Raw genomic sequence first — 21,567 nt, 5'->3', positions numbered from 1 at the left:
TTCCGGTTCTCCATTTTGTTGACGAGCGAACATTTCGGCAAAGTGTTGGCTATCAGTTGGAATCCTCGACCAACCATTTGTAGACCAATGCAGCCCGATCCGAAGAGGTGTTGTGTAGCACGACATAAAAGTCCAAAGGGGCTGACAGTGTCTGTGGCAATAACTTGGCCAGTTTGCCTGACCTAACCAAACCTGCGGTCAGCCCTTCCCATCCCAGTACGGCGCCCATGTCATCCTGTGCCGCTTGCAGGGCAATGGTGTAATTGTTCACCCTGTGCCCCGATTTGAGTGAGCCGGAGTAACCCAAGCCAGCCGCCCATTCCTGCCAACCTGTCCAATCGGTGCCGGGCGCGTCCAGATGTATAAGTGGGATTTTGGGCAGGTCCTGCAGCTGTTCGACTTTATTTTGCCGAACAAATTCAGGGCTGGCCAAAGCCATGATCCGGTCCCGGAACAAAACATGATGCGTGCCACGTTCGCGTGACGCGTCACCATACCTGATGCTTATGTCACACTTTTGCGTGTCGTATCCCAAATCAGTGACGACTTGCGTGACAGAGATATGCCCGAAATTCTTCCAGAACTGTGCCAAGCGCGGTGTCAGCCACAACGAGCTGACTGCAGTGCTGGATCGTATCGTCACACCTGAACGATCGTATTGCGAGCGTAACTGCTTGAGTGCCTCGCTGATCCCCTCAAACCCGCGTTGCAAAGCAACCAGCAAATAAGCACCGCTTTCGGTGAGTTCCACACCGCGATGATGGCGCTGGAACAACGCGCAATTGAGTTCAACCTCGAGTGCTTTGACCTGATGGCTGATGGCGGCCGGAGTAACGTTCAGTTCACTGGCGGCCCGTTTGAAGCTGACATGGCGGGCGGCGGCTTCGAAACTGATCAGCGAGCTAAGCGGTGGGAAATCGTAGGGACCATAGGGCAAGGTGGTTTGACCTGTATTATGAGATTTCGGTGTATTTAAGTTATCATAGGCGTATTCGCATTAGTTGAATTTGCCCAGAGTGAATTTTTTTGCGATTGCGGTCTTGGCCCGTGAGCGCAAAGAATTGGGTAAAGCAGCATGTGCTGCGCTGAATCCCTGACACACCAAGTTTCCGCCTTGCGGAACGACGTTGGTCGGGGTGTCAGCGCAGTGGGAGAGGAGAAAACAAATGCAGTCACATGCCGAAGTTGTTGTTGTAGGGGGCGGCTGTGTCGGAGCCTCGATTCTGTACGGCTTGACCGAGCATGGGTGCACCGATGCCGTGATGTTGGAACGGACGACGTTGACCTCGGGCTCGACCTGGCATGCGGCGGGCTTGTTGGTGACTTTTGTACGCTCTCACAACGTGTCGAAGATGACGATGGAGACCATCCGCATCTACACCGAGGTCGAGGAAAAGATGGGCAGCTCGGTTGGGTTGCGCAAAGTCGGCCAGCTGCGCGTTGCTAACACTGAAAAACGCTGGGACGAATTCCAGTCTTATATCTCGATTGCCGAAGCCGCCGGCGTGCCGTGCAAACTGCTGACCCCGGAACAGGTGGCCGAGGTTCACCCGTTGCTGAACCAGTCTGAACACATCCGGGGCGGTATCCTGCATACCGAAGACGGCTATGTGAACCCCGCTGACATCACCATGGCGATGGCAAAACTGGCGCGTGATGCAGGGGCGAAAGTTTATCAGAACACCGAAGCGCAGTCTTACGAAAAGTTGGAGAGCGGGCTTTGGAAAGTGACCACCGACAAGGGTGAGATTACCTGTAGGCATCTGATCTTCGCCACCGGCAACTACGCGCGCGAAAACGCACGGCGGGTGGGGTTGGATCTGCCTTGTATTCCAATCGTACACCAATACTGGACCACCGAGACCGTGCCGCTGCTGAAGGAACGTCGTGCACAGGGGCTGCCGGAATTCCCGATCCTGCGCGACGAGGATTACGGCGCATATCTGCGCGAGGATGTGGGCGGGATTCAGTTCGGTCCGTATGAATTCACCAAGGACCTCAAACTGTTTGCCGAGGATCGCGTGCCGCCTGATTTCGGGGCCGATCTGCTGCCTGAGGATTTCGATGCGGTGGAAACCCAATGGGAGCGCGCCATCGAGCGTGTACCGACCCTTGGCGAGGTTGGTATCAAGGCCAACACTCGCGGCCCATTCCAAATGACCCCGGACGAATTGCCGTTGGCGGGCCCCGCGCCGGGGCATGACAATCTGTGGCTGGCCGAAGGTATGCCGGGCGGTATTCTGTGGGGCGGCACAGTCGGCAATCGTCTGGCGAAATGGATCGTGAACGGTGATCCGGGTATGGACATGTCCGAACTCGACCCACGCCGTTTTTCCGACTACGCCTCGAAGCGCTGGACGATGGACAAGGTGCGCGAGACCTGGGGTACCCATATGGACGCGCATATTCCGGGAGAGGACTTCCCGGACGCGCGCCCGATGAAAACCATGGGGTCTTATGATCTGTTAACCGCACATGGCGCGGTCTGGACCAGCTTCAACGGATATGAGTTCCCCCGGTGGTTTGCCAAATCCCCCGCGGAGGCGATCCCCGAACACAGCTTCCGCCGCACCGACCACATGGAACTGGTACAGGCCGAGGTCCGCACGACCCGCGAAGAGGCCGGGTTCATCGAAATGTCGCCGATGACCAAGTTCACCGTGCGCGGCCCCGGTGCCGCAAAATGGCTGGACAGCCTGATGGCCAACAAGTTGCCGAAGATTGGCCGCATGACCCTGTCGCTGATGTTGAACGACAAGGGCGGAATGGATGCGGAATACACCATCGTTCGATATGCCGAGGACGATTTCTATCTGATCTCGACCCCGAACTGGCGGGCGTACAATTGGGATCAATTGCAGCGCCTGCTGCCCAAGGATGGCTCGGTCGTGTTGGAGGATATCTCGGAACAGCTGGGCGTGATTGCTTTGGCCGGTCCGAAAGCTCGTGAGATCCTGCAACCGCTGACCGACAACGACCTGTCGAACGAAGCTTTCCCGTGGCTGTCGGCGCAGATGGGTGAGGTGGGCTATGCCAAGGGCGTTCATCTGTTGCGCGTCTCGTATACCGGCGAGCTGGGATGGGAGCTGCACCACCCGGTCGGATATAACCGCCATTTGGTTGATCTGCTTCTCAAGGCTGGGGTAAAGCCCTTTGGCCTGGAAGCCTTGGAGTCGATGCGGCTTGAGAAATCCTATCGCGCGATCAACCGCGAGATTTGCAAGGACATGACACCTTACGAAGCTGATCTGGGTCGCTTTGTGGCCATGACCGAAAAGGTCAATGGCGAGATGGTCGAGCGGGAGTTCATTGGAAAGGCTGCGCTGCAAAAGCAAAAGGCAGAGGGTGGTTACAACACGCTGGTGACTCTGAAGCTGCCGTTCTGCGATACCTCGGTTATGTTTGACGAAGGTGTGTACGCCGATGGCAAGCTGATCGGGCGTGTCACCTCGGGTGGATTTTCCTACTACTGCAACCACGACATCGCGATGGCCCTTGTGCCACAGGACATGACCGCACCGGGCACGAAAATGCAAGTGATGGTTCACAATGAAATGCGCGATGCCGAGGTGATCGACATCTGCGCTTTTGACCCAGCCAGCGCGCGCGCCCGGGCCTGAGAAGGAGAGCTGACATGGCACAAGCACGAGGACGGTCCAGCCGTGGCGGTGGGCGCGCGGCACGCGTTCAGGCCCGCACCAACCCACCCCCGGTCTACCTGTCGACTCTGAACCGAAAGGTCGGACCGATTGACCTGTTGGGTCCTGAGGGGGTCGAGCGTATCCACAACGCTGCGATGACCATTCTGGAAACCACCGGCATTGAATTCCGCGATCCGGTGGCGTTGGCTGACTGGAAGAAATACGGCGCGGACGTGCAGGGCGAACGCGTTCGTATCGGTCGCGACATGCTGATGGATCTGATTTCGTCGGTGCCGTCGGAATGGGCTTATGCGGCACGCAACCCAGAGCGGTCTTTGCGTGTGGGTAACGAGCACTCGGTCTTCGCGAACGCCTATGGCGCACCCTTTGTCTATGACCTTGACGGCGTGCGTCGCCCCTCACAGCTGGAGGATGCGCAGAACTTCTTCAAGATGAGCCAGATGAGCCAGTCGATGATGGTTCCGGGCATTTTGCCGGTGGAACCGCAGGATGTTCCGGTTCCGCAGCGCCATCTTGAGCTTGTCCACGCGGCGCTGACGCTGACCGACAAGCCGATCAAGGGTTCGGTATTGTCAGAACAGGCGGCGCGTGACTCGGTGGATATGACCCGGATCGTGTTCGGAGAAGAGTTTGTAGATAATAACGTAGTCATGGCTGCGCTGCTGAACTGCAACACGCCGCTGGTCTGGGATGAGACCATGCTGGAAAGCCTGCGCGTCTATGCAGCGGCCAACCAGCCATGCCTGCTGTCGCCCTTTGTTTTGGCAGGCGCTTCGACCCCGGCCAGCCCGCAAGGCGGCGTGGCGCTGTTGATTGCGGAATCCTTGGCGGGCATGGCCTATAGCCAGATCATCCGACGCGGCGCGCCGATGGTTCTGGGTGTGGCGATCATGGGCGTGTCTATGAAAACCGGCGCGCCGATGATGGGGTCGCCTGAGCCGGGATTGATGAACCTGTTGGTGGGTCAGATGGCGCGGTTCTATCAGGTGCCGTGGCGGACCTGCACAATGTGGACCGGGTCAAAATCGCCCGACATGCAGGCCGGTTTTGACACGGCCAACACAATGTGGCCCGTGCTGCTCGGCGGAGCGAATTACATCGTGCACTCGGCCGGTTTTCTGGAAGGGGCGTTGGGTGTCAGCTACTCGAAATGGGTGCAGGACACGTTGCAGCTTGAGAATTTCCATCGCTTCTTCAGCGGACTTCAGGACGAAGATCTGGACCCGTTGCTGGATGACATCGCCCGGATCGGCCCCGGAGGGCATTTCCTGGGTACGGACCACACGCGTGAAAACCCGATGCATATGAACCACTTGCAAAACAACGACAGTTTTGAACAGTGGGAGGCAGAAGGATCGAAAACGGCTGAGGTTGTTGGCAATGAAGCCGCGCGGCGGATGCTGGACAACTATGTGCAGCCTCCGATGCCTGACGATCAACGCGGTGCGCTGGACGAGTTTGTTGCCAAAAAGCGCCGGGAATACAGCAGTTAACCCTGACGTGGGCGCTGGCGCGCCCCGTTGCGCCCTACAAGGACAGGATCACCCAGATGACGGAAATCTCGACGAAAACGCTCTCACTCGCAGAGGTTAGGGAACTGGCCAAATCGGTCCTTGTGGCTGCGGGCATGGATGCACATGGCAGTGCTGTTTTGGCGGAAATCGTCACCCGGTCTGAACGGGACGGTCCCCGCAGCCACGGGCTGCGCATGTTGCCGGTATATGTGCAAAGCTTCACTTCGGGATATGCCAATCCGACGGCGTCGCCCAGGGTTGAGCGTATTGCCCCCGGCGTTTTACGCGGGGATGGTGACAACGGGTACTATCAACTTGCAGCCGGCATGGCGCGGGATGAACTGGTTGCAATGGCGCGTGAAAACGGCATTGCCTCTTTCACCTGCGCCAATTGCCACCATCTGGCAGCGTTGCGTTTTGACACCGAACCACTGGCCGAGGCGGGGTTGGTGGCGCTGGGAGTTGTGAACTCATTGTCTATGGTGGTGCCGCAGGGCGGTGTGCGGCCGGTATTCGGAACGAACCCGATGTCTTTCGCCTGCCCGCGCGAGGGGGCCGAGCCGGTTGTCTGGGATCAGGCGTCATCGATGGTTGCGCTGATGGATATTCGTATGGCCGCGGCAGAGGGGCACGATCTTCCGCGCCCGGCGGGTTTGGCCCCGGATGGTCAGCCCACTGCCGATCCAAATGCCATTCTGGAATCCCGAAGCCTGCTGCCCTTTGGCGAGCACAAAGGGGCCGCGATTGCCTTTCTGATCGAAGTCTTAGGCGCGGCGTTGGCCGGTGGCACGCTATCGGTCGACAATACCGAGCGTGTAGAGCATGGCGCTTTGAACATCAAAGGCGGGGCCACGTTGATCGCAATTGATCCTACGCGCTTTGGAAACCCGGGTTTCAATGACTACGTCAAGCGTATCTGTGCGGAAATCGAAGGCAACGGCTCGGCCCGTGTTCCGGGTGACGGACGGTTGAAAAACCGCGCCACCGCTCAGGAACAGGGCGTAGTTGTTAGTATGGAGTTGTTGTCGCAACTGCATGATTTGCAATAGGAATGCTGCAGATGGAAGAGGTCGCGGTTGTCGGCGGTGGCATTGTTGGCATTTCATGTGCGCTGGCGCTGCAGGCTGAGGGACATCAGGTTACGGTTTTTGAGCCCAACACCGTCGGTGAGGGGGCAAGTTGGGCGTCATGCGGTTGTATTGCCGTAGGTGAAATTGTTCCCTTGTCGCAACCCGGAATGATGTTGAAAGTGCCCGGATGGTTGCTAGACAGCGAAGCGCCCTTGTCGTTGCGTCCCAGTTCAGCGTTGAAGTTGTTGCCGTGGTTCACGCGGTTCACAGCGAACGCTCGCCCGTCAAAGATGCGCGCCATCGCGGCGGATCTGGCGCGGCTGACATTCTCGGCCACGGCGGATTTCAAAGCCCAGTTGGATGACATCGGCCACCCGGAATTGCTGATCGAGCGCCCGATCATCAAGCTGTTTGACGATGACGCTGACAAGGCGACTATGGGCGCTGCCTTTGATCTTGCGCGCGAACTTGGATGCACTATTGACGAGATTTCGGGCCATGAAGCTCATGAACTCGACCCCGCTATAGCGCCTGATTTCAAATATGCCGCGTTGTTGCGCGACTGGAGCTATGTGACGGATCCGAAACGTTTGGTTGAAGTTCTGCATCAAACGTTCCTAAAGCGGGGCGGCATCGTCAAACGGGCAGGGGCTGCAGGGTTCGACCGAGAAGGTCGACAGGTGCGCTCGGTCAGGCTGACCGATGGCACGGTGGCGCCAACAGGACGCGTTGTTTTGGCTGCTGGCGCCCGATCCAAAATGCTGGCGCGAGATTTGGGCGTTCCAATCCGGTTGGAAGGCGTGGCCGGATACTTAACGGCTCTGTCTGATCCGGGTCTGGAACTGAAGCACACGATTTTTTATCCAAAGGGAGGGTTCGGAGTCACGCCATACGATGGGGCCCTGGCTGTCGCCGGAACGATTGAGTTCGCAAGTTTGGATGCAGCGCCGAACTGGAACCGGGCGGATGTGCTTGTCCGGCGGGCGCATCGTGTCTTGCCCGGCTTAAAAACAGAAGAAGCTGAACGACGTATTGGGTATCGCCCCTTCACCCCTGACACGCGTCCGATCATTGGGCGCAGTGACCGTCTGGACAACGTTCATTTCGCCACGGGTCATGGTCAGCTTGGGCTGACTTTAGCGGCCACCACGGCCCGATTGGTCGCGGCTGATATGGCCGGGCAAAGCCCTCATGTCGACATAGGGGCCTTTTCACCAGACCGCTTTGCCTGATGGTAACGCACAGGTCATTTGGCTGACTGGGGCGGGTGAAGTTCAACAGAGGTTTAGGCGAGCCGAGCGCCCTGCGTATCGAAGCGATAACTGCGATCCGGTGTGAAACCAATATGTATCTTTTGGCCGGTTGCGACCTCGTGTTGACCGAACAGGCGGGCTGTAACCTGATGACCTTGCATCATTGCGATCACGTTGGTGTCCCCTCCCAAATGCTCGACATGGGTCACTTGTGCGCTCAAAGGGCTTTCATCTGTCAGATAGAGGTCTTCGGGCCGGACCCCCATTGTGATGTCTGTGCTTTCTCCAACTAAGCTGGCGGGGAAGAAATTCATCGATGGTGCGCCAAGGAAACCGGCGACAAATTGATTGGCAGGATTGTTGTACAACTCCATCGGGCTGCCAACCTGTTCCACACGCCCGTCGCGCAACACGACGATCTTGTCAGCCAACGTCATCGCTTCGGTCTGATCATGGGTGACATAGATCATCGAGGCATCGAGCTGCTGGTGCAAGTTTGCGATTTCAAGCCGCGTGTTCATACGCAAAGCTGCGTCCAGATTGGATAGGGGTTCGTCAAACAAAAACAATTTGGGTTCGCGTACGATGGCTCGGCCTATGGCAACGCGCTGACGCTGGCCGCCGGACAATTCAGACGGGTAGCGGTCGATGTAAGGTTCAAGGTTCAGCATCTTACTGGCCTTGGCAACACGTTCCTCGATGACCTGCTTGCTTTGACCTTCCTGTTTCAGCGCCAGCGACATGTTTTTGCGCACGTTCAAATGGGGGTAAAGCGCGTAGCTCTGGAACACCATCGCGATACCGCGTTTTGAAGGCGGGGTGAGGTTCATCACTTCGCCGCCTATGCGCACTTGGCCTGATGTAACATCCTCAAGCCCCGCGATCACACGCAGAAGAGTGGACTTTCCACAACCCGAGGGGCCGACGAAGACGACAAACTCACCGTCTTCCACTTCGATGTTGATGTCCTTGAGCACCTCAACAGTGCCAAAGGACTTGTTCACGTTCGTAAGCGTCAGGGCGGTCATGTGCGTGCCTCTTTCAGCGAAATGGGTTGGCCAGTACGGATGCTTTCGTCTGCTGCCAGACAGATGGCCAGCGATTGCACGGCGTCATTCATGTGGCGGGTTAGATCGATGTCGTCAGCAATAGAGCGCAGCATATAGGCCTGCTCTGCGTCGCAAAGCTCCTGATGGCCGGGTTCGTCGGGCATGTCGATCTGCCTGTCCCCTTCGGGGCGGTGGACCAAAATGCCGCCGACCTTGGTGTGGCCGTCGATATCTGAGGATGCGCCCTTGTTGCCATCGGTGATCGAAACCGACCCGTTGGGCGAGACGATGTCTTTCACGAAAAACGCGGTCTCAGACATCATCGGGCCCCAACCGGCCTCGTACCAACCGACCGAGCCGTCCTCGAAGACCACCTGAAACTGTCCGTAATTGTACATATCTTCGGCGATCTCATCGCTCAGGCGCAGGCCCATGCCATGTACGCGCACCGGGTCCGAATCCGTGATCTGGCACATCACATCGACGTAATGCACGCCGCAATCGACGATGGGCGAGGTGGTTTGCATTAGCGCCTTATGCGTTTCCCACTCGGCCCCGCTGCTTTGCTGGTTGAGGTTCAGGCGAAACACATATGGCCCGCCAAGGTCACGCGCCTCGGAAATCAGGCGCATCCACGACGGGTGATGGCGCAGAATGTAGCCGATCACCAGTTTGCAGTTGGTTTGGGTGGCCTTTTCGACAACGCGTTTGGCATCGGTCACTGTGGTGGCCAGTGGTTTTTCAACGAAGACGTGCGCGCCAGCTTCCATCGCGGCGCAGGCATAATCGGCATGGCTATCGGAATAGGTGGCGACAACGACCAAATCCGGATTTGTCTCGGCCAACGCCGAGTGGAAGTCCGAATAGGCAGGATACTGGCCCAGCTCGGGGTGATCCACATGACCGGACCTGTTCACCAATCCCACGATTTGCGCGTCCGGATGGTGGTGATGGGCCAGCGCGTGGCTGAGGCCCATATTGCCAAGGCCAGCAATCAGAACTCGGGTCATTTGACAGCTCCTGAAGTGATGCCGCGGATCAGTTGGCGCGAGAAGATGACATAGAGCACCAGCACCGGCAGGATTGCCATCGACAGGGCCGACAGAACCGCATTCCAATCGGTGACGAATTGACCGATGAAGACCTGACTGCCCAGCGTCAGGGTTTTGGTCTCCTCCGCCGGGGCGAGGATCAGCGGGAACCACAGATCGTTCCAGATCGGGATCATGTTGAATACCGCGACCGTTGCCATGGCAGGGCGGACGAGCGGCAGGACAAGACGGAAGAAGATCGTATATTCCGACAACCCATCGACCCTGCCTGCATCCTTCAGGTCGTCGGACACCTGTCGCATGAACTCGGACAGGATAAACACCGCCAACGGTAATCCTTGTGCCGTGTAGACAAGGATCAAGGCCCAAAGCGTGTTCACAAGCCCGGTGGCCACCATCATCTCGAGGATCGCGACAGTACCGATACGGATTGGAATCATAATCCCAAGCGCCAGATAGAGACCCATCAGCAGGTTGCCCTTGAAGCGGTATTCACTGAGGGCAAAGGCCGCCATGGCACCAAAAAGCAGGATGAATGCCAGCGACACCACCGTAACGATCATCGAATTCTGGAAATAGAGGAAGAAATCCCCTTGTTTCATCACCGTCTGGTAACCGATCAGCGAAAAGCTCTCAGCGTCGGGCAGGGCAAGCGGTTCGCGAAAGATGGCGCGGCGGGTTTTGAAGCTGTTGATGATGATGACGAAGACCGGGAACAGGGCGATCAGCGTGTAAAGGATCAGCGCCCCGTGCATGGCGGCGGTGTTCAGCGGGTTTTGGCGTGCTTTGTTCATGGCCATGCCCTCACAACTGGTACCGGCGCATCCGGGTCTGGATGCCGAAGAGGTAGATGCAGACCCCCACGAGGATGATCGCGAACATGGCCCCAGCGATAGCGGACCCCATATGCGGATCTCCCAATTGCAATTGGAAGCCAAAGAAGGTTCGGTACATGAATGTACCAAGGATATCAGTTGAGAAATCCGGCCCAGCTAGCGCGCCTTGCGACACGTATATCAGGTCGAACGCGTTAAAGTTGCCCACAAATGTCAGGATCGAGATGATGCCGATGGACGGCAATATGAGAGGCAGTTTGATTTTCCAGAACGCGGAAGCCCCGGTAATCCCATCGATCTCTCCGGCCTCAAGGATTTCTTCGGGGATCGACAGGAGGGCGGCATAGATCAACATCATCGGGATACCGACGAATTGCCAGACCGACACCAGCGCTAGCGTTGTCAGTGCGTATTCTTCTTTACCCAGCCACGGTGCAAACAGTGACTTTAGACCGATGGCGTCCAGCATCGACGGCGCGATACCCCAAAGGGGTGACAGGATCAGTTTCCAGGCGAAGCCAACGATCACAAAGCTTAGGATCGTGGGGATGAAAATCGCCGAACGGTAAAGCGCAGCGAACCGCAAGCGGGGATGTGACAAGATTGCCGCCAAGGCGATGCCGATGGGGTTCTGCACCAGCATGTGGATCAGGAAAAACCAGAAGTTGTTTCCCAACGCGTTCCAGAACTGTTCGGACCAGATCGGGTCGAAAAACAGGGTGCGGAAATTTTCCAAGCCCACATAGACGCGCGCCTGATCAACCTCGCTGAACAGTGCAAGACGGAGGGTGTTGAACAAAGGGAAGATCATCACCGCCGTGTAGACCAGAACCGCAGGGGCAAGGAAAACGGCGATGTGCCAGCGGATGCGGCGGGTCTGCATGACGGTCTCCGGGAAAAGGTCCGGACGCGAAACCCCGCGTCCGGTGATGGTTAGCGCTCAGGCTTTACTGATGGGGTGCGTACCAACTGGCCAAACCGTCCTGCAACTGCTGGCCCAACGCCTCGGGGCTTTCCGTGCCTTTAATGGCAGCGACAGATGCACCCCAGGTTTCGTTTTCCAGGTTTGGCGTGCCACGCGACAGGATCTGATAGGTCGAACGGATTGTGCTTTCACACTCATCCCGCCAGCCGACGATTTCCTTGGCCAGCGGGTCTTCCAGCTCGACCGGAGTGTTGGACAGGGGGAAGAACCCGGGAACCGCGTTGCCAAAGATGCTGGCGAATTCCGGGCTTGCGACCCAGGACAGGAAAGTTTTTGCGGCCTCTTGGTTTTCACTGGCCGCGTTCAGGCCGATGCCAATGTCAGTGTGGTCAGAGATATAGCAGGTGTCGCCTGCATTCTGGACCGGAGGTTTGAAAGCGCCCATTTCGAAATCGGCCTGCGTATTGAAGCCAGCGATTTCCCAGCTGCCCGCCGGGTAGATTGCGGCGCGACCGAGGGTAAACAGGTTCTGACTGTCGGGATAGGTTTGCGCTTCGTATCCGTCGCCCAGATAGTCCGCCCATTTAGCCAGTGTCGCATAAGGTGCAACCCATTGCGGGTCCGTCAGTTTCTGCTCGCCTTTTATCAGCGCCAGGCGGCCTTCTTCGCCTTTCCAGTAGTTCGGGCCGATATTGTTATAGCCCATCGTGGCAGCTTCCCACTGGTCGTTTGTGCCCATCGCCATTGGAATATAGGTACCGTCTTCCTTGATCTTGTCCAAAGCGGCAAAGAACTCGGCCTCTGTGGTGGGGACTTCAAGGCCCAACTCATTGAAGGCGTCTTTATTGTAGATAAAACCGTGGATCACCGACGCCATAGGCACGCAGAAACTGGCGGATGCGTCATCGGTCTGCCATGCGGATTTCGCAACATCCGAGAAATTGCCCATGGCCTCGAGGTCGGACAGGTCAGTTAGGTGCCCGCTTTCGTACAGCGCCAGCGAAGCGTCAAACGGGCGACAGGTGATCAGGTCACCGGCCGATCCGGCCTCAAGTTTCGAGTTCAGAACTGCGTTGTACTCGGCAGGCGCGGAGGGTGAGAAGATGACTTTGATACCCGGGTGCTCTGCTTCGAAGGCGGGAATGATCTTTTCCTGCCATAGGGCCAGGTCGTCATTGCGCCAGCTTTCGATTGTCAGCGTAGCCTCTTGTGCATAAGCGCTTGTGACCAGCGCTGTGCTCATCAGAGCCAGGCTTAGAACTTTGCGTTTCATTTTGCTTCTCCCAGGTTTGTGTTTTCGTTGTTTCGCTTTAATCGGTTCATTGCGGGTCGGAGGTGGCCGTTTGTTTCATCCAGAAGTGCTTGCGCGGCTTCTTCAGATCCGACACCTGCTGCGACGAGTACCGCACATTTGAGGTCGCCGCCCGTGATGTTCAGTGCCGACGCCGCTTGTTTGGGATCAACGCCCGTCAGCTGACAGACGATCCCGTTGGCACGAGCACGTAACTTGTCGTTGTCGGCGCGTAGGTTGATCATCATTCCGTCCTGAATATGGCCCAACTCGACAGCCATCAGTGTGGAAAGCATATTCAACGCAATTTTCTGCGCGGTGCCTGCGCCCATTCGGGTCGAGCCGGATACAAGTTCCGGCGGGGTCTCCAGCAAGACCGCATGGTCCGATAGCTGCAAGAGTTCGGAGCCAGCGTTGTTGGCGATGCCAATGACCTGGGCACCTTTGTCGCGAGCAATGCGAGCGGCCGCGACGGTGTAAGGTGTAGTTCCACTGGCCGAAACTGCGATCAGAGTGTCACGGGCGGAAAGTTCAGCCAACTCATCTGTTAGGGTGGTCGAGATGTCTTCGACATCTCCGGGCATCTCTGCGCTGGAAGGCAATCCGCCCGCCATGTGAATTTGGATCTGATTTGCCGGGATGGAAAAAGTGCCCCCAAGTTCCAGAGCATCCGCTGCAGCCATGAGGCCAGAGGAACCTGCCGCCAAATAGCGCAGAACGCCTTTCGCCCGGACCGTGGCCGCCATGGCCTGTGCCCCGTCACAGATAGGGCCCACCGCATCCAGTGGCGCAGACGCGGCCAAGGCTTGCGACTGCGCCAGAAGGGCGGCGACATCTGACAGCGGGCGCGTGTCGAGCCCGATTGCATTTGGGTGCAACTGTTCTGTCACAGGTGTGTTCAAGTGATTCTCCCCCGGTCTGTCGGCATCATACCTTTTAGATACCATTAGTCTACCATTTTGTTTATTGCCCTCAATAATGCAATTTAACTCGCATTAGGTCGTATTTTGGCCTTCTAAATTCGGCAAAGGTATTATAAAGGTCTCTTCATGACTCGCTGCATGGATAATCTGGTTTTGGCAATAGACGGTGGAGGTACGCGGTGCCGCCTCGCTTTGTCGGATCGTGCTCGAAGCTGGCGGGTTGAGGTTGGGTCGGCGAACGTGTCGACCGATTTCGATGCGTCCTGTGCTGAGCTTTCGCAAGGATTGGCCGCCTTGGGTCAACAAGCTGGCATTGACGTAGCAGACCTCGCCAAAGTGCCGGCATATCTGGGGTTGGCAGGTGTCACGGGGCCCGCGGTAGCTGATCGTCTGGCCGCGGTCCTGCCCTTTACGCATGTGCGCATAGAAGATGATCGCCCATCTGCCCTTCGCGGGGCGTTAGGGCCACGTGACGGGTTTGTTGCACATTGTGGAACCGGGTCTTTTCTGGCCATGCAGCAAGGTGGAAAGCCAAGATTTGCCGGAGGATGGGGGCCGGTGTTGGGGGACCAGGCTTCGGCTCAGTGGGTCGGAAAACGGGCGTTGTCCGAGGTGCTGGAATGTGCTGACGGGGTGATTGCGTCGTCTGAAATGTCCGAACACTTGCTGCGCCGGTTCGAGGGTGCGACTGGTATCGTCAAGGCCGCATCGAGAATGTCTCCTACGGAATTTGGTGCCCTTGCACCTGTCGTCACACAGTCTGCAGGGAAGGGGGACACTGTTGCGATGTCGATCCTTCAGGCGGGTGCCGACTATTTGGCGGACAGGCTGAAAAAGATGGGCTGGATCCTCGGTGTTCCCATTTGCCTGACGGGTGGAATAGGTCCGCACTACGCTGCCTTTTTACCAAAAGACATGCAGCAAGTTTTAACGCAGCCATCAGGCGATCCGCTTTCAGGGGCGATCGCTTTGGCGCATGCGTTCAAAGAGGAGGTCGAACATGAGCGTTGTTGATTTCCTAAAGCCCGAGGGCTGGCTGGGCCAGTCTGCCGGACCACGTTACGTGCAGCTGCGCCAGCGGCTTGAACAGGGAATCGAGGAAGGTATCCTCCTGCCAAACAGCTCTCTGCCGCCCGAACGTGAGATCGCGGAATTGACCGACCTGTCGCGTGTAACAGTCCGCAAGGCCATTCAGGAGTTGGTGCGCAAAGGAACAATCGAGCAACGGCAAGGCTCAGGTTCGTTTGTGCGGGAACCAGTCGCGCGGGTCGAGCAGTCCCTGTCGCATCTGACCTCATTCACAGAAGATATGGAACGGCGTGGTTTTGAAACGACCTCGACGTGGCTGGAGCGGGGTATTTTCCTGCCGGCGCCCGATGAAATGCTGGCGTTGGGCCTGTCGGCCAATGATCAAGTGGCCCGAATCCACCGCCTGCGTGCAGCCGGAGGACGCCCGATGGCCTTAGAACGCGCCGCGCTGCCATTGGACATCCTACCCAACCCAACCGAGGTGACCGGGTCGCTTTACGCCGTACTTGAACAGTCAGGTCATCGCCCGGTCCGCGCGATCCAGAAGATCTCGGCCATCAATCTTGAAGCAACCGAAGCGCGGCTGCTGGATGTCGCCGAGGGGACGGCAGGATTGCGTATTCAGCGTACGTCATATCTGGAAAGCGGACGTGTGGCCGAACTCACCCGTTCCATCTATCGCGGGGATGCCTACGATTTCGTGGCCGAACTGCGCCTATCAAACTGAAAGGGCGGACCTGATGTCCAACCAACTCACGCTTATGCGGCAGGAAATCAACGAAATACCTGTCGCCGTTGACCGCCTGCTGACCGAAGGATCCGAGGCCATCAAATCAGCGGCGCAAGAAGTGCGCGCGCGCGATCCGCGCTTTTTGATTTCTGTTGCGCGGGGATCATCCGATCATGCTTGCAGCTATCTGAAATACGCGTCAGAGCTGTTGCTGGGCCTGCCCATGGCGTCGGTTGGGCCAAGCGTCAAATCGATTTATGGCGTCGATATGCGCTGTCCAAACGCGCTGTGCATATCGGTGTCGCAATCTGGGCAAAGCCCAGACATTGTTCGCCTGACCCGATCGCTGACCCAAGGCGGCGCTTATTCTGTGGCGATCACCAATGATACTGGTTCGGCCTTGGCGAATGTTGCCTCGGCCGCGCTGCCCATTCATGCCGGACCCGAGTTGAGTGTCGCGGCGACCAAAACATTTGTGACGTCTTTGGTTGCGGGGCTTTGGTTGCTGGCCGAGATCAAAGGCGACGCAGATTTGCTGGCGGCCCTCCGCAACCTGCCCAAAGATCTGGAGCAGGCCATTGCCTGCGACTGGGGTGTAGTAATCGATGCGATCGATGGCCAGTCGCTGTTCACGTTGGGCCGCGGAACGTCCTGGGCGATCTCGAACGAGGCGGCATTAAAGTTCAAGGAAACCTGCCAGATTCACGCCGAAAGCTACTCCTCTGCCGAAGTGTTGCACGGTCCGGTTTCAATAGTGGATCAAGGTTTTCCGGTCCTCGCCTTTTCCTCTGGCGACGCTGCCGAGGCAAATATTGCAGAGGTCGCAGATGCACTTGCCGCCAAGGGTGCACAGGTTTTTGCAACGACGGATCGCGTAAAGGATGCTGTTTCTCTGCCGCATGTGCGGACAGCGCATTGGATGACCGATCCTGTCGCTGCCATTGCTTCTTTCTATGGGATGGTTGAAGCCGTCGCTGCGCGTCGCGGCATCAACCCTGATACACCGCGCCATCTTCGGAAAGTGACCGAAACAGTATGAATGGCTCAATCATCACCTTCGCCGGCGGTCCGATTTTTGACGGAGAGACACTGTTTCAAGATCATGCCATTCGGTTTGTAGACGGCACAGTCGACGCGATAATACCGACAAATGAACTGCCGACCGACACAAGGATTGAGGATCTGTCAGGTGACATCCTCAGTCCTGGCTACGTTGATTTGCAGGTGAATGGCGGGGGAGGTGTGATGTTCAATGACGCGCCTTCGGTCGAAACGTTGCAGCGGATCGCTCAGGCACATCGCGGGTTGGGGGCAACTGCAATCCTGCCGACGCTGATTACGGACACGCCAGAGAAAACAACTGCTGCCATACAGGCTGCGATACAGGCGGTGCGCCAGAGGGTTCCTGGCATTGCAGGTCTGCACCTTGAAGGGCCGCATTTGTCGGTGCGTCGCAAGGGTGCCCATGACGGCGCGCTGATCCGCCCGATGGAGGAAGCTGGTCTTGATCAGCTTTTGACTGCCGCCCGCGAATTACCTGCGCTGATGGTCACGTTGGCACCAGAGAATGTTTCGGTTGACCAGGTCAAGGCTTTGACTCAGGCGGGGATTATCGTCTCGCTGGGCCACACCGACGCCTCATTTGACACTTGCATCACTTACGCAAAGGCTGGTGCCCGCTGCGCGACGCATCTGTTCAACGCAATGAGCCAACTCGGCAGTCGAGAGCCCGGTTTGGTGGGAGCAGTGCTTGCAAGCGGGAACCTGTTTGCAGGTTTGATCGCAGACACTGTGCATGTTCACTCCGAAACGATGCGCGCTGCATTTGTAGCCAAACGCGGGCCGGGAAAAATATTCTTGGTCAGCGATGCGATGGCCGTGGCTGGCACTGATCAAACTGCGTTTCATCTGGAAGGGCGGCTTATCCGGCGCGAGGAGGGCAGACTGACACTGCAAGACGGTACATTGGCAGGGGCGGATTTGGACCTGACAACCGCCATACGGAACCTGGTGACTAAAGTCGGAATGCCACTGTCGCAAGCTTTAGCAGCAGCAACCAGTGTTCCGGCTGAATTGATCCTCAAGGGGGCGTCCAAGCCAGTCCGACAACTGTCTGACATGGTGCGAATCTCGCCCGATTTGTCGGAAGTGACACCGGTTCAGTGCGTCACTGATGCTGCTTGAACGGAAAGGGTTTTCTTATTTTCTAATTAGAACCTCTTTGCTGTTTTATGTGCTCAATGAACAGCTTTAGTGGCATCATGCCCCTGTATTCCCGCGGGTAATAAAGGAAAATACCGGGCGTCTGGCCCAGATGGTTTTCAAGAACAGGCTTAAGGTGGCCTGCCCTGATTTCAGCGGCCACAAAGGCCCCGAATGTATAAACCAGCCCCAACCCCCGTTTTGCAAGATCAACCGAAGCTGGCAAAGTGTTTGTGATCAGATTGCCTTGCACTTGAACGGAATACGGTCCCTCTTTGGCTTCAAAACGCCACGGAGCAATCTGGCCAGAAGACTGAAACCTGTATCGAATACAGTTATGCTCAAGAAGATCGCGTGGGTCCATGGGCGTGCCGCGGGCAGTCAGATAGTGCGGACTTGCTGATACAGCCAGTTGCAATGGCTGAGTAAGTCGAACCGCGACCATATCTTGCGCAACTCGGTCCCCCAACCGGAACCCAGCATGCAATTCTTCGCCCAAAATGTCCGAGAGCGCATCCGTCAATGACAGCTCCAGCTCAATCTCGGGAAATTTGGCGCAAAAGCTGTTCAGGATCGGGCTCACGTATAAATGGTACGCAAAATCAGGCATGGCCAACTTCAGCGTGCCACGGGCGGCATGGCCTGTGCTGCGTGCACTTTCTACCGCCTCGGACAGTTGGTCAAAGGCTGGGCCCGCTCCACGGATGAGCGCACGCCCGGCTTCGGTCAGGCTGATTGAGCGCGTTGTTCTTATGAAAAGTGCCGTATCCAGCTGATCTTCCAGCGACTTTAACTGATGACTCACGGTCGATGGTTTGATGCCAAGTGCGTCTGCGGCGGCCCGCAACGACCCGTGCCTTGCTATGGCGGTGAAGATTTCAAGCGTTGCAAGCGGTAAGCGCATAGGATCCCCGATCTTGGCTTTGTTCGATTCTATACATGAAAGTAGTGAATTTTGGGGGAATTATCACGAAAAGGCTAAATAACTAAGTTCTCGTCATCACAGCATAGACCGGCAGAAAGCGTTGCAGTTGCCCGACGCCTAAGCGCCTGAGAGGACAAGAGATGAGAATCCTGACCAAAGCCGCAGCACTCGTCACCGCAATCATTGCAGGAGACACCGCCATGGCGGCCTCACCGGAAGAAAACATCAAAGTGGTCCAAGACTTTTTTGCCGCCTACGGCGCGAACGATCTGGACGGAATTGCTGCCGTGATGGACGAGGACGTCAAATGGCACATTCCGGGTCGTCACCCATTGTCTGGAACGAAGAACGGGCGTGAGGAAGTGCTCGCCTTCTTCGCACAATTGGGCACAGCCGGGTTCCAAGCCCAGCCGATCTATTTCGGCGCGGATGAAACACATGTCGTGGACATTCATCGCGGTTGGTCGAATGCAGACGGAAAACCGAATGTAGATACGACCTGGGCGCTGGTCTATCGCATCGAAGAGGGCAAGATCGTCGAAGCGACGAACCTTTCTGCCGATCAGGATGCAGCAAATACGTTTTTCTGGTCGCAGTATGATCTGGCTCCGCTGCCGGACCGGCTGGCTGATTGAGTCGCCGAATGGTGAACTCCATGAACGACTATCCCAAAATACGTTCCTTTATCGCAGATTGGTTCGCGCGGTTTGACCGGCTTGATCCGATCGAGGCATTCCTTGAGGACCTACACCCCGATGTGGATTGGGACATGCCGGATGTTGACGCGACCTTGACAGGGCACGCTCAGGTGCGCGCGTGGTATACAGACGTACTTGCAACCTTGCAGCGCCCGACCGAACATCACGTCAGCAAGATAAAGGTCACGCCGGGCGCTGCGGAGTTCGAAGTTCTGTTTCGTGCCACAACCGTGAGCGGAGAACATATCGAAGCGCGGGTTCAGGAAAACTGGCGGTTTGACACGCGTCCCGATGGTCGCCCCCTCATCACCGTTTATTCAGCGAAACTTCTGCAAGAGGCAGACACATGAAAACACTCGTTCTCACCGCGCATCCAGACCTGAGCAAATCCCGGATCAACCGAGTCTGGTTCGATGCGCTTTCAGACGCGCAAGAAGTCACCACACGCGATTTGACCGATATCGGTGGTGCTCAGTTGCATTTTGATATCGAAACGGAACAAGCATTGCTGATGGCCCATGACCGGATTGTATTTCAGTTCCCGTTTTACTGGTACTCTGCGCCGCCTGTCATGAAGGCGTGGATGGATCAGGTTCTGAGCTATGGCTTTGCCTACGGACCCGGTGGGGATCATCTGAAGGGGCGCGAGTTTCTGATCCTTGTCTCTACAGGTGGGCCCGAGCACAGTTACCACGCGGGAGGGTACAACAATTACTCGATGGCCGAGTTTCTGAAGCCTTTCCAGCAAACCGCGAACCTTGCCGGAATGACCTATCTGCGCCCCTTTGTGGCTCATGGGATGGCGCTGGCCTCGCAAGATCAAATCGAAGCGACCGTACCGGACATGTTGGCTCATTTAACCGACCCGGACTTGGATCCAAAAGTTAAACAGGCACGCTTGTTGAAACAACTTGAGGATGACCCGACCAAAGCCGCCGCTGTCAGTTGATCATACCCCCAAAAGAAACCGCCGCACGTTTGGCAAACCGCATTGATGCAGAATTTCAAAAGCGTCTGCATCAGTGCGGGTTCTCTCCTAGGAATTGATATGTAGACTGTAAACACGTCCATTTTGTGCGAGGGGCTCGTGTCCGAAATTGATGCACTGAACCATTGGCTGATTTCTGAAGGACGGTTGTTGGGCGATGAAACCGCAATCGTGCAAGGCTATTGCGAAGGCCTTGTAAAGCTTGGTGTACCATTGGCACGGGCACGGATTGCACAAAACTACTCAAATCCATTGCTCAGCGCATGGGGTATTATCTGGACCCCTGAAAACACCCGTCGCTATACGGTTCCCACGACTGTGCTGTCGACAAGTGCTTGGCATGGCAGCCCATTTGAATACATCGTCACGCGTCGGTGCCCTCTGCGAAAGCGGCTGGCGGACCTCAACCTTGAAGATGAACACCCGATCTATTCAGAACTTGCCGAAGCGGGTGCCACGGATTTTCTGGCCATCCCACTGGAACATGGAAATGGATCGGTTCAAGGCACCAGCTTCACTTCAAATGCTGAAATCGGGTTTTCCGATACGCACATTCGATACATTGAAGAGTCGCGTTACGCACTTGCGGCAGCTTTGGAACCCATAGCGATGCGTCAGTCACAAAAAAGCCTGCTACAGACTTATCTGGGTCATGGTCCAGCGGTGGAGATCGGTCAGGGGCATATTAAGCGCGGGGAACACAGAACGGTTGCAGCCGCGATCTTGTTTGCGGATCTCAGGGGGTTTACCGAAAAGGCCCAGGCTTGGCCCGAGGAAAAACTGCTGGCCATGATGGGAGACTATTTTGAAATGGTGGTCTCGCCAATTCAGAACGCAGGCGGCGATGTGCTCAAATTCATGGGCGATGGCATTCTGGCAGTTTTTGAGGCCGACAACAGCGACGAGTCCACTTGCAGATTGGCAGTCGAGGCTGCTTCTGGAGCCTTGGCCAATCTTGGCGAATACAACAAACAAGCGGATGAACGAAGCCAAGAGGCAATCGAGTTTGTCATCGGCATCGACTTTGGTCCTGTGACATTTGGCAATATCGGCAGCCCTGATCGGTTGGACTTCACAGTTGTAGGACAGACTGTCAATCTCGCTAGTCGTGTGCAGGATCTTTGTAAGATACTGGGTGAAAAGACCCTGATCACTTCGCGTGTTGCGAAACACATGGGAAACATGGTTCAGTCCGTTGGTCGTCACGCTGTTCGAGGTTTAGACCAAGATATTGAGGTTTTCAGAATTTCTGCCAAAGGATCGTAACGCTTTAGGTTTTGAGAGCGGGTTAGTCTGTTTTGATCCTTGCAGACATACTTTCCGCGCACCTTTGATCGGTCGGGAAAAGGGGTACCCAGAAGTGAATGAAGGGCACCTGAATCCTGCGCACCCAGAGAGTTGGACGTTTGTGGGTTATGAA

The 21,567-nt window shown here is 56.6% G+C and carries 20 protein-coding genes; 12 read left to right on the top strand and 8 right to left on the bottom strand.

The window, feature by feature from the left end:
• Positions 1–52 precede the first annotated feature (52 nt).
• Positions 53–937 (bottom strand): LysR family transcriptional regulator, encoded by an 885-nt coding sequence (locus GS636_RS21360; protein WP_171672529.1) that lies wholly within the window; start codon positions 935–937, stop codon positions 53–55.
• Between the two features lie 229 nt (positions 938–1,166).
• Between GS636_RS21360 and GS636_RS21355 the strand changes: the two genes are divergently transcribed.
• From GS636_RS21355 to GS636_RS21340, 4 genes are read left to right on the top strand one after another with little or no spacing between them, the layout of a single operon-like run.
• Positions 1,167–3,620, top strand: coding sequence for an FAD-dependent oxidoreductase (locus GS636_RS21355; protein WP_171672527.1), 2,454 nt, complete (start codon positions 1,167–1,169; stop codon positions 3,618–3,620).
• Between the two features lie 14 nt (positions 3,621–3,634).
• Positions 3,635–5,155, top strand: a complete 1,521-nt coding sequence (locus GS636_RS21350) for a trimethylamine methyltransferase family protein (RefSeq protein ID WP_171672524.1) — start codon at positions 3,635–3,637, stop codon at positions 5,153–5,155.
• Between the two features lie 56 nt (positions 5,156–5,211).
• Entirely contained in the window at positions 5,212–6,225 is a 1,014-nt protein-coding gene (locus GS636_RS21345) for an Ldh family oxidoreductase (protein ID WP_171672522.1), read from the top strand.
• 11 nt (positions 6,226–6,236) lie between these two features.
• A complete protein-coding gene (locus tag GS636_RS21340; RefSeq protein ID WP_171672519.1) occupies positions 6,237–7,478 on the top strand; it encodes an FAD-binding oxidoreductase in 1,242 nt (413 codons plus the stop codon).
• 53 nt (positions 7,479–7,531) lie between these two features.
• Here GS636_RS21340 and GS636_RS21335 read toward each other — a convergent pair whose 3' ends face one another.
• The 6 genes from GS636_RS21335 to GS636_RS21310 form a co-directional block, all read right to left on the bottom strand.
• Positions 7,532–8,527 carry an ABC transporter ATP-binding protein gene (locus GS636_RS21335; protein ID WP_171672517.1) on the bottom strand — a complete coding sequence of 332 codons (996 nt, stop codon included), beginning with the start codon at positions 8,525–8,527 and terminating at the stop codon, positions 7,532–7,534.
• A complete protein-coding gene (locus GS636_RS21330) occupies positions 8,524–9,558 on the bottom strand; it encodes a Gfo/Idh/MocA family protein (RefSeq protein WP_171672514.1) in 1,035 nt (344 codons plus the stop codon). The genes GS636_RS21335 and GS636_RS21330 overlap by 4 nt, the downstream gene beginning before the upstream one ends.
• Positions 9,555–10,394 (bottom strand): carbohydrate ABC transporter permease, encoded by an 840-nt coding sequence (locus GS636_RS21325; protein ID WP_171187418.1) that lies wholly within the window; start codon positions 10,392–10,394, stop codon positions 9,555–9,557. Before GS636_RS21325 ends, GS636_RS21330 begins: the two co-directional genes overlap by 4 nt.
• Before the next feature lie 10 nt (positions 10,395–10,404).
• Positions 10,405–11,319 carry a carbohydrate ABC transporter permease gene (locus GS636_RS21320; RefSeq protein WP_171095593.1) on the bottom strand — a complete coding sequence of 305 codons (915 nt, stop codon included), beginning with the start codon at positions 11,317–11,319 and terminating at the stop codon, positions 10,405–10,407.
• A 64-nt stretch (positions 11,320–11,383) separates the two neighbouring features.
• Complete coding sequence (locus GS636_RS21315; protein ID WP_171187420.1) at positions 11,384–12,634, bottom strand: ABC transporter substrate-binding protein; 1,251 nt, start codon at positions 12,632–12,634, stop codon at positions 11,384–11,386.
• Positions 12,631–13,554 carry an N-acetylmuramic acid 6-phosphate etherase gene (locus GS636_RS21310; protein WP_253762955.1) on the bottom strand — a complete coding sequence of 308 codons (924 nt, stop codon included), beginning with the start codon at positions 13,552–13,554 and terminating at the stop codon, positions 12,631–12,633. Before GS636_RS21310 ends, GS636_RS21315 begins: the two co-directional genes overlap by 4 nt.
• Positions 13,555–13,713: 159 nt before the next feature.
• Here GS636_RS21310 and GS636_RS21305 point away from each other — a divergent pair, with 159 nt between their 5' ends.
• From GS636_RS21305 to nagA, 4 genes are read left to right on the top strand one after another with little or no spacing between them, the layout of a single operon-like run.
• A complete protein-coding gene (locus GS636_RS21305; protein ID WP_253762953.1) occupies positions 13,714–14,589 on the top strand; it encodes a BadF/BadG/BcrA/BcrD ATPase family protein in 876 nt (291 codons plus the stop codon).
• Complete coding sequence (locus GS636_RS21300; protein ID WP_171672508.1) at positions 14,576–15,331, top strand: GntR family transcriptional regulator; 756 nt, start codon at positions 14,576–14,578, stop codon at positions 15,329–15,331. Before GS636_RS21305 ends, GS636_RS21300 begins: the two co-directional genes overlap by 14 nt.
• Before the next feature lie 13 nt (positions 15,332–15,344).
• Positions 15,345–16,373 carry an SIS domain-containing protein gene (locus GS636_RS21295; RefSeq protein WP_171672505.1) on the top strand — a complete coding sequence of 343 codons (1,029 nt, stop codon included), beginning with the start codon at positions 15,345–15,347 and terminating at the stop codon, positions 16,371–16,373.
• The gene (gene nagA / locus GS636_RS21290; RefSeq protein ID WP_171672502.1) at positions 16,370–17,518 is read left to right on the top strand and encodes an N-acetylglucosamine-6-phosphate deacetylase; all 1,149 of its coding nucleotides are present in this window, start codon (positions 16,370–16,372) and stop codon (positions 17,516–17,518) included. The genes GS636_RS21295 and nagA overlap by 4 nt, the downstream gene beginning before the upstream one ends.
• Positions 17,519–17,540: 22 nt before the next feature.
• Here the strand turns inward: nagA and GS636_RS21285 are convergent, their stop codons facing one another.
• On the bottom strand, positions 17,541–18,440 hold the full coding sequence (locus GS636_RS21285) for a LysR family transcriptional regulator (RefSeq protein WP_171672499.1): 900 nt from the start codon (positions 18,438–18,440) through the stop codon (positions 17,541–17,543).
• Between the two features lie 161 nt (positions 18,441–18,601).
• On the opposite strand from GS636_RS21285, the gene GS636_RS21280 reads away from it, so the two are divergent.
• The 4 genes from GS636_RS21280 (at position 18,602) to GS636_RS22965 (ending at position 21,413) form a co-directional block, all read left to right on the top strand.
• Positions 18,602–19,096 (top strand): nuclear transport factor 2 family protein, encoded by a 495-nt coding sequence (locus GS636_RS21280; protein ID WP_171672497.1) that lies wholly within the window; start codon positions 18,602–18,604, stop codon positions 19,094–19,096.
• Positions 19,097–19,116: 20 nt separating this feature from the next.
• Positions 19,117–19,509, top strand: a complete 393-nt coding sequence (locus tag GS636_RS21275; protein WP_171672494.1) for a nuclear transport factor 2 family protein — start codon at positions 19,117–19,119, stop codon at positions 19,507–19,509.
• A complete protein-coding gene (locus tag GS636_RS21270; RefSeq protein WP_171672492.1) occupies positions 19,506–20,108 on the top strand; it encodes an NAD(P)H-dependent oxidoreductase in 603 nt (200 codons plus the stop codon). Before GS636_RS21275 ends, GS636_RS21270 begins: the two co-directional genes overlap by 4 nt.
• Before the next feature lie 138 nt (positions 20,109–20,246).
• Positions 20,247–21,413, top strand: coding sequence for an adenylate/guanylate cyclase domain-containing protein (locus GS636_RS22965; RefSeq protein WP_171672489.1), 1,167 nt, complete (start codon positions 20,247–20,249; stop codon positions 21,411–21,413).
• Positions 21,414–21,567: the final 154 nt, after the last annotated feature.

The sequence above is a fragment of the Ruegeria sp. HKCCD4884 genome, assembly GCF_013110855.1.
Taxonomy (GTDB): domain Bacteria; phylum Pseudomonadota; class Alphaproteobacteria; order Rhodobacterales; family Rhodobacteraceae; genus Ruegeria.
This window is presented reverse-complemented; position numbering and strand designations above follow the sequence as displayed.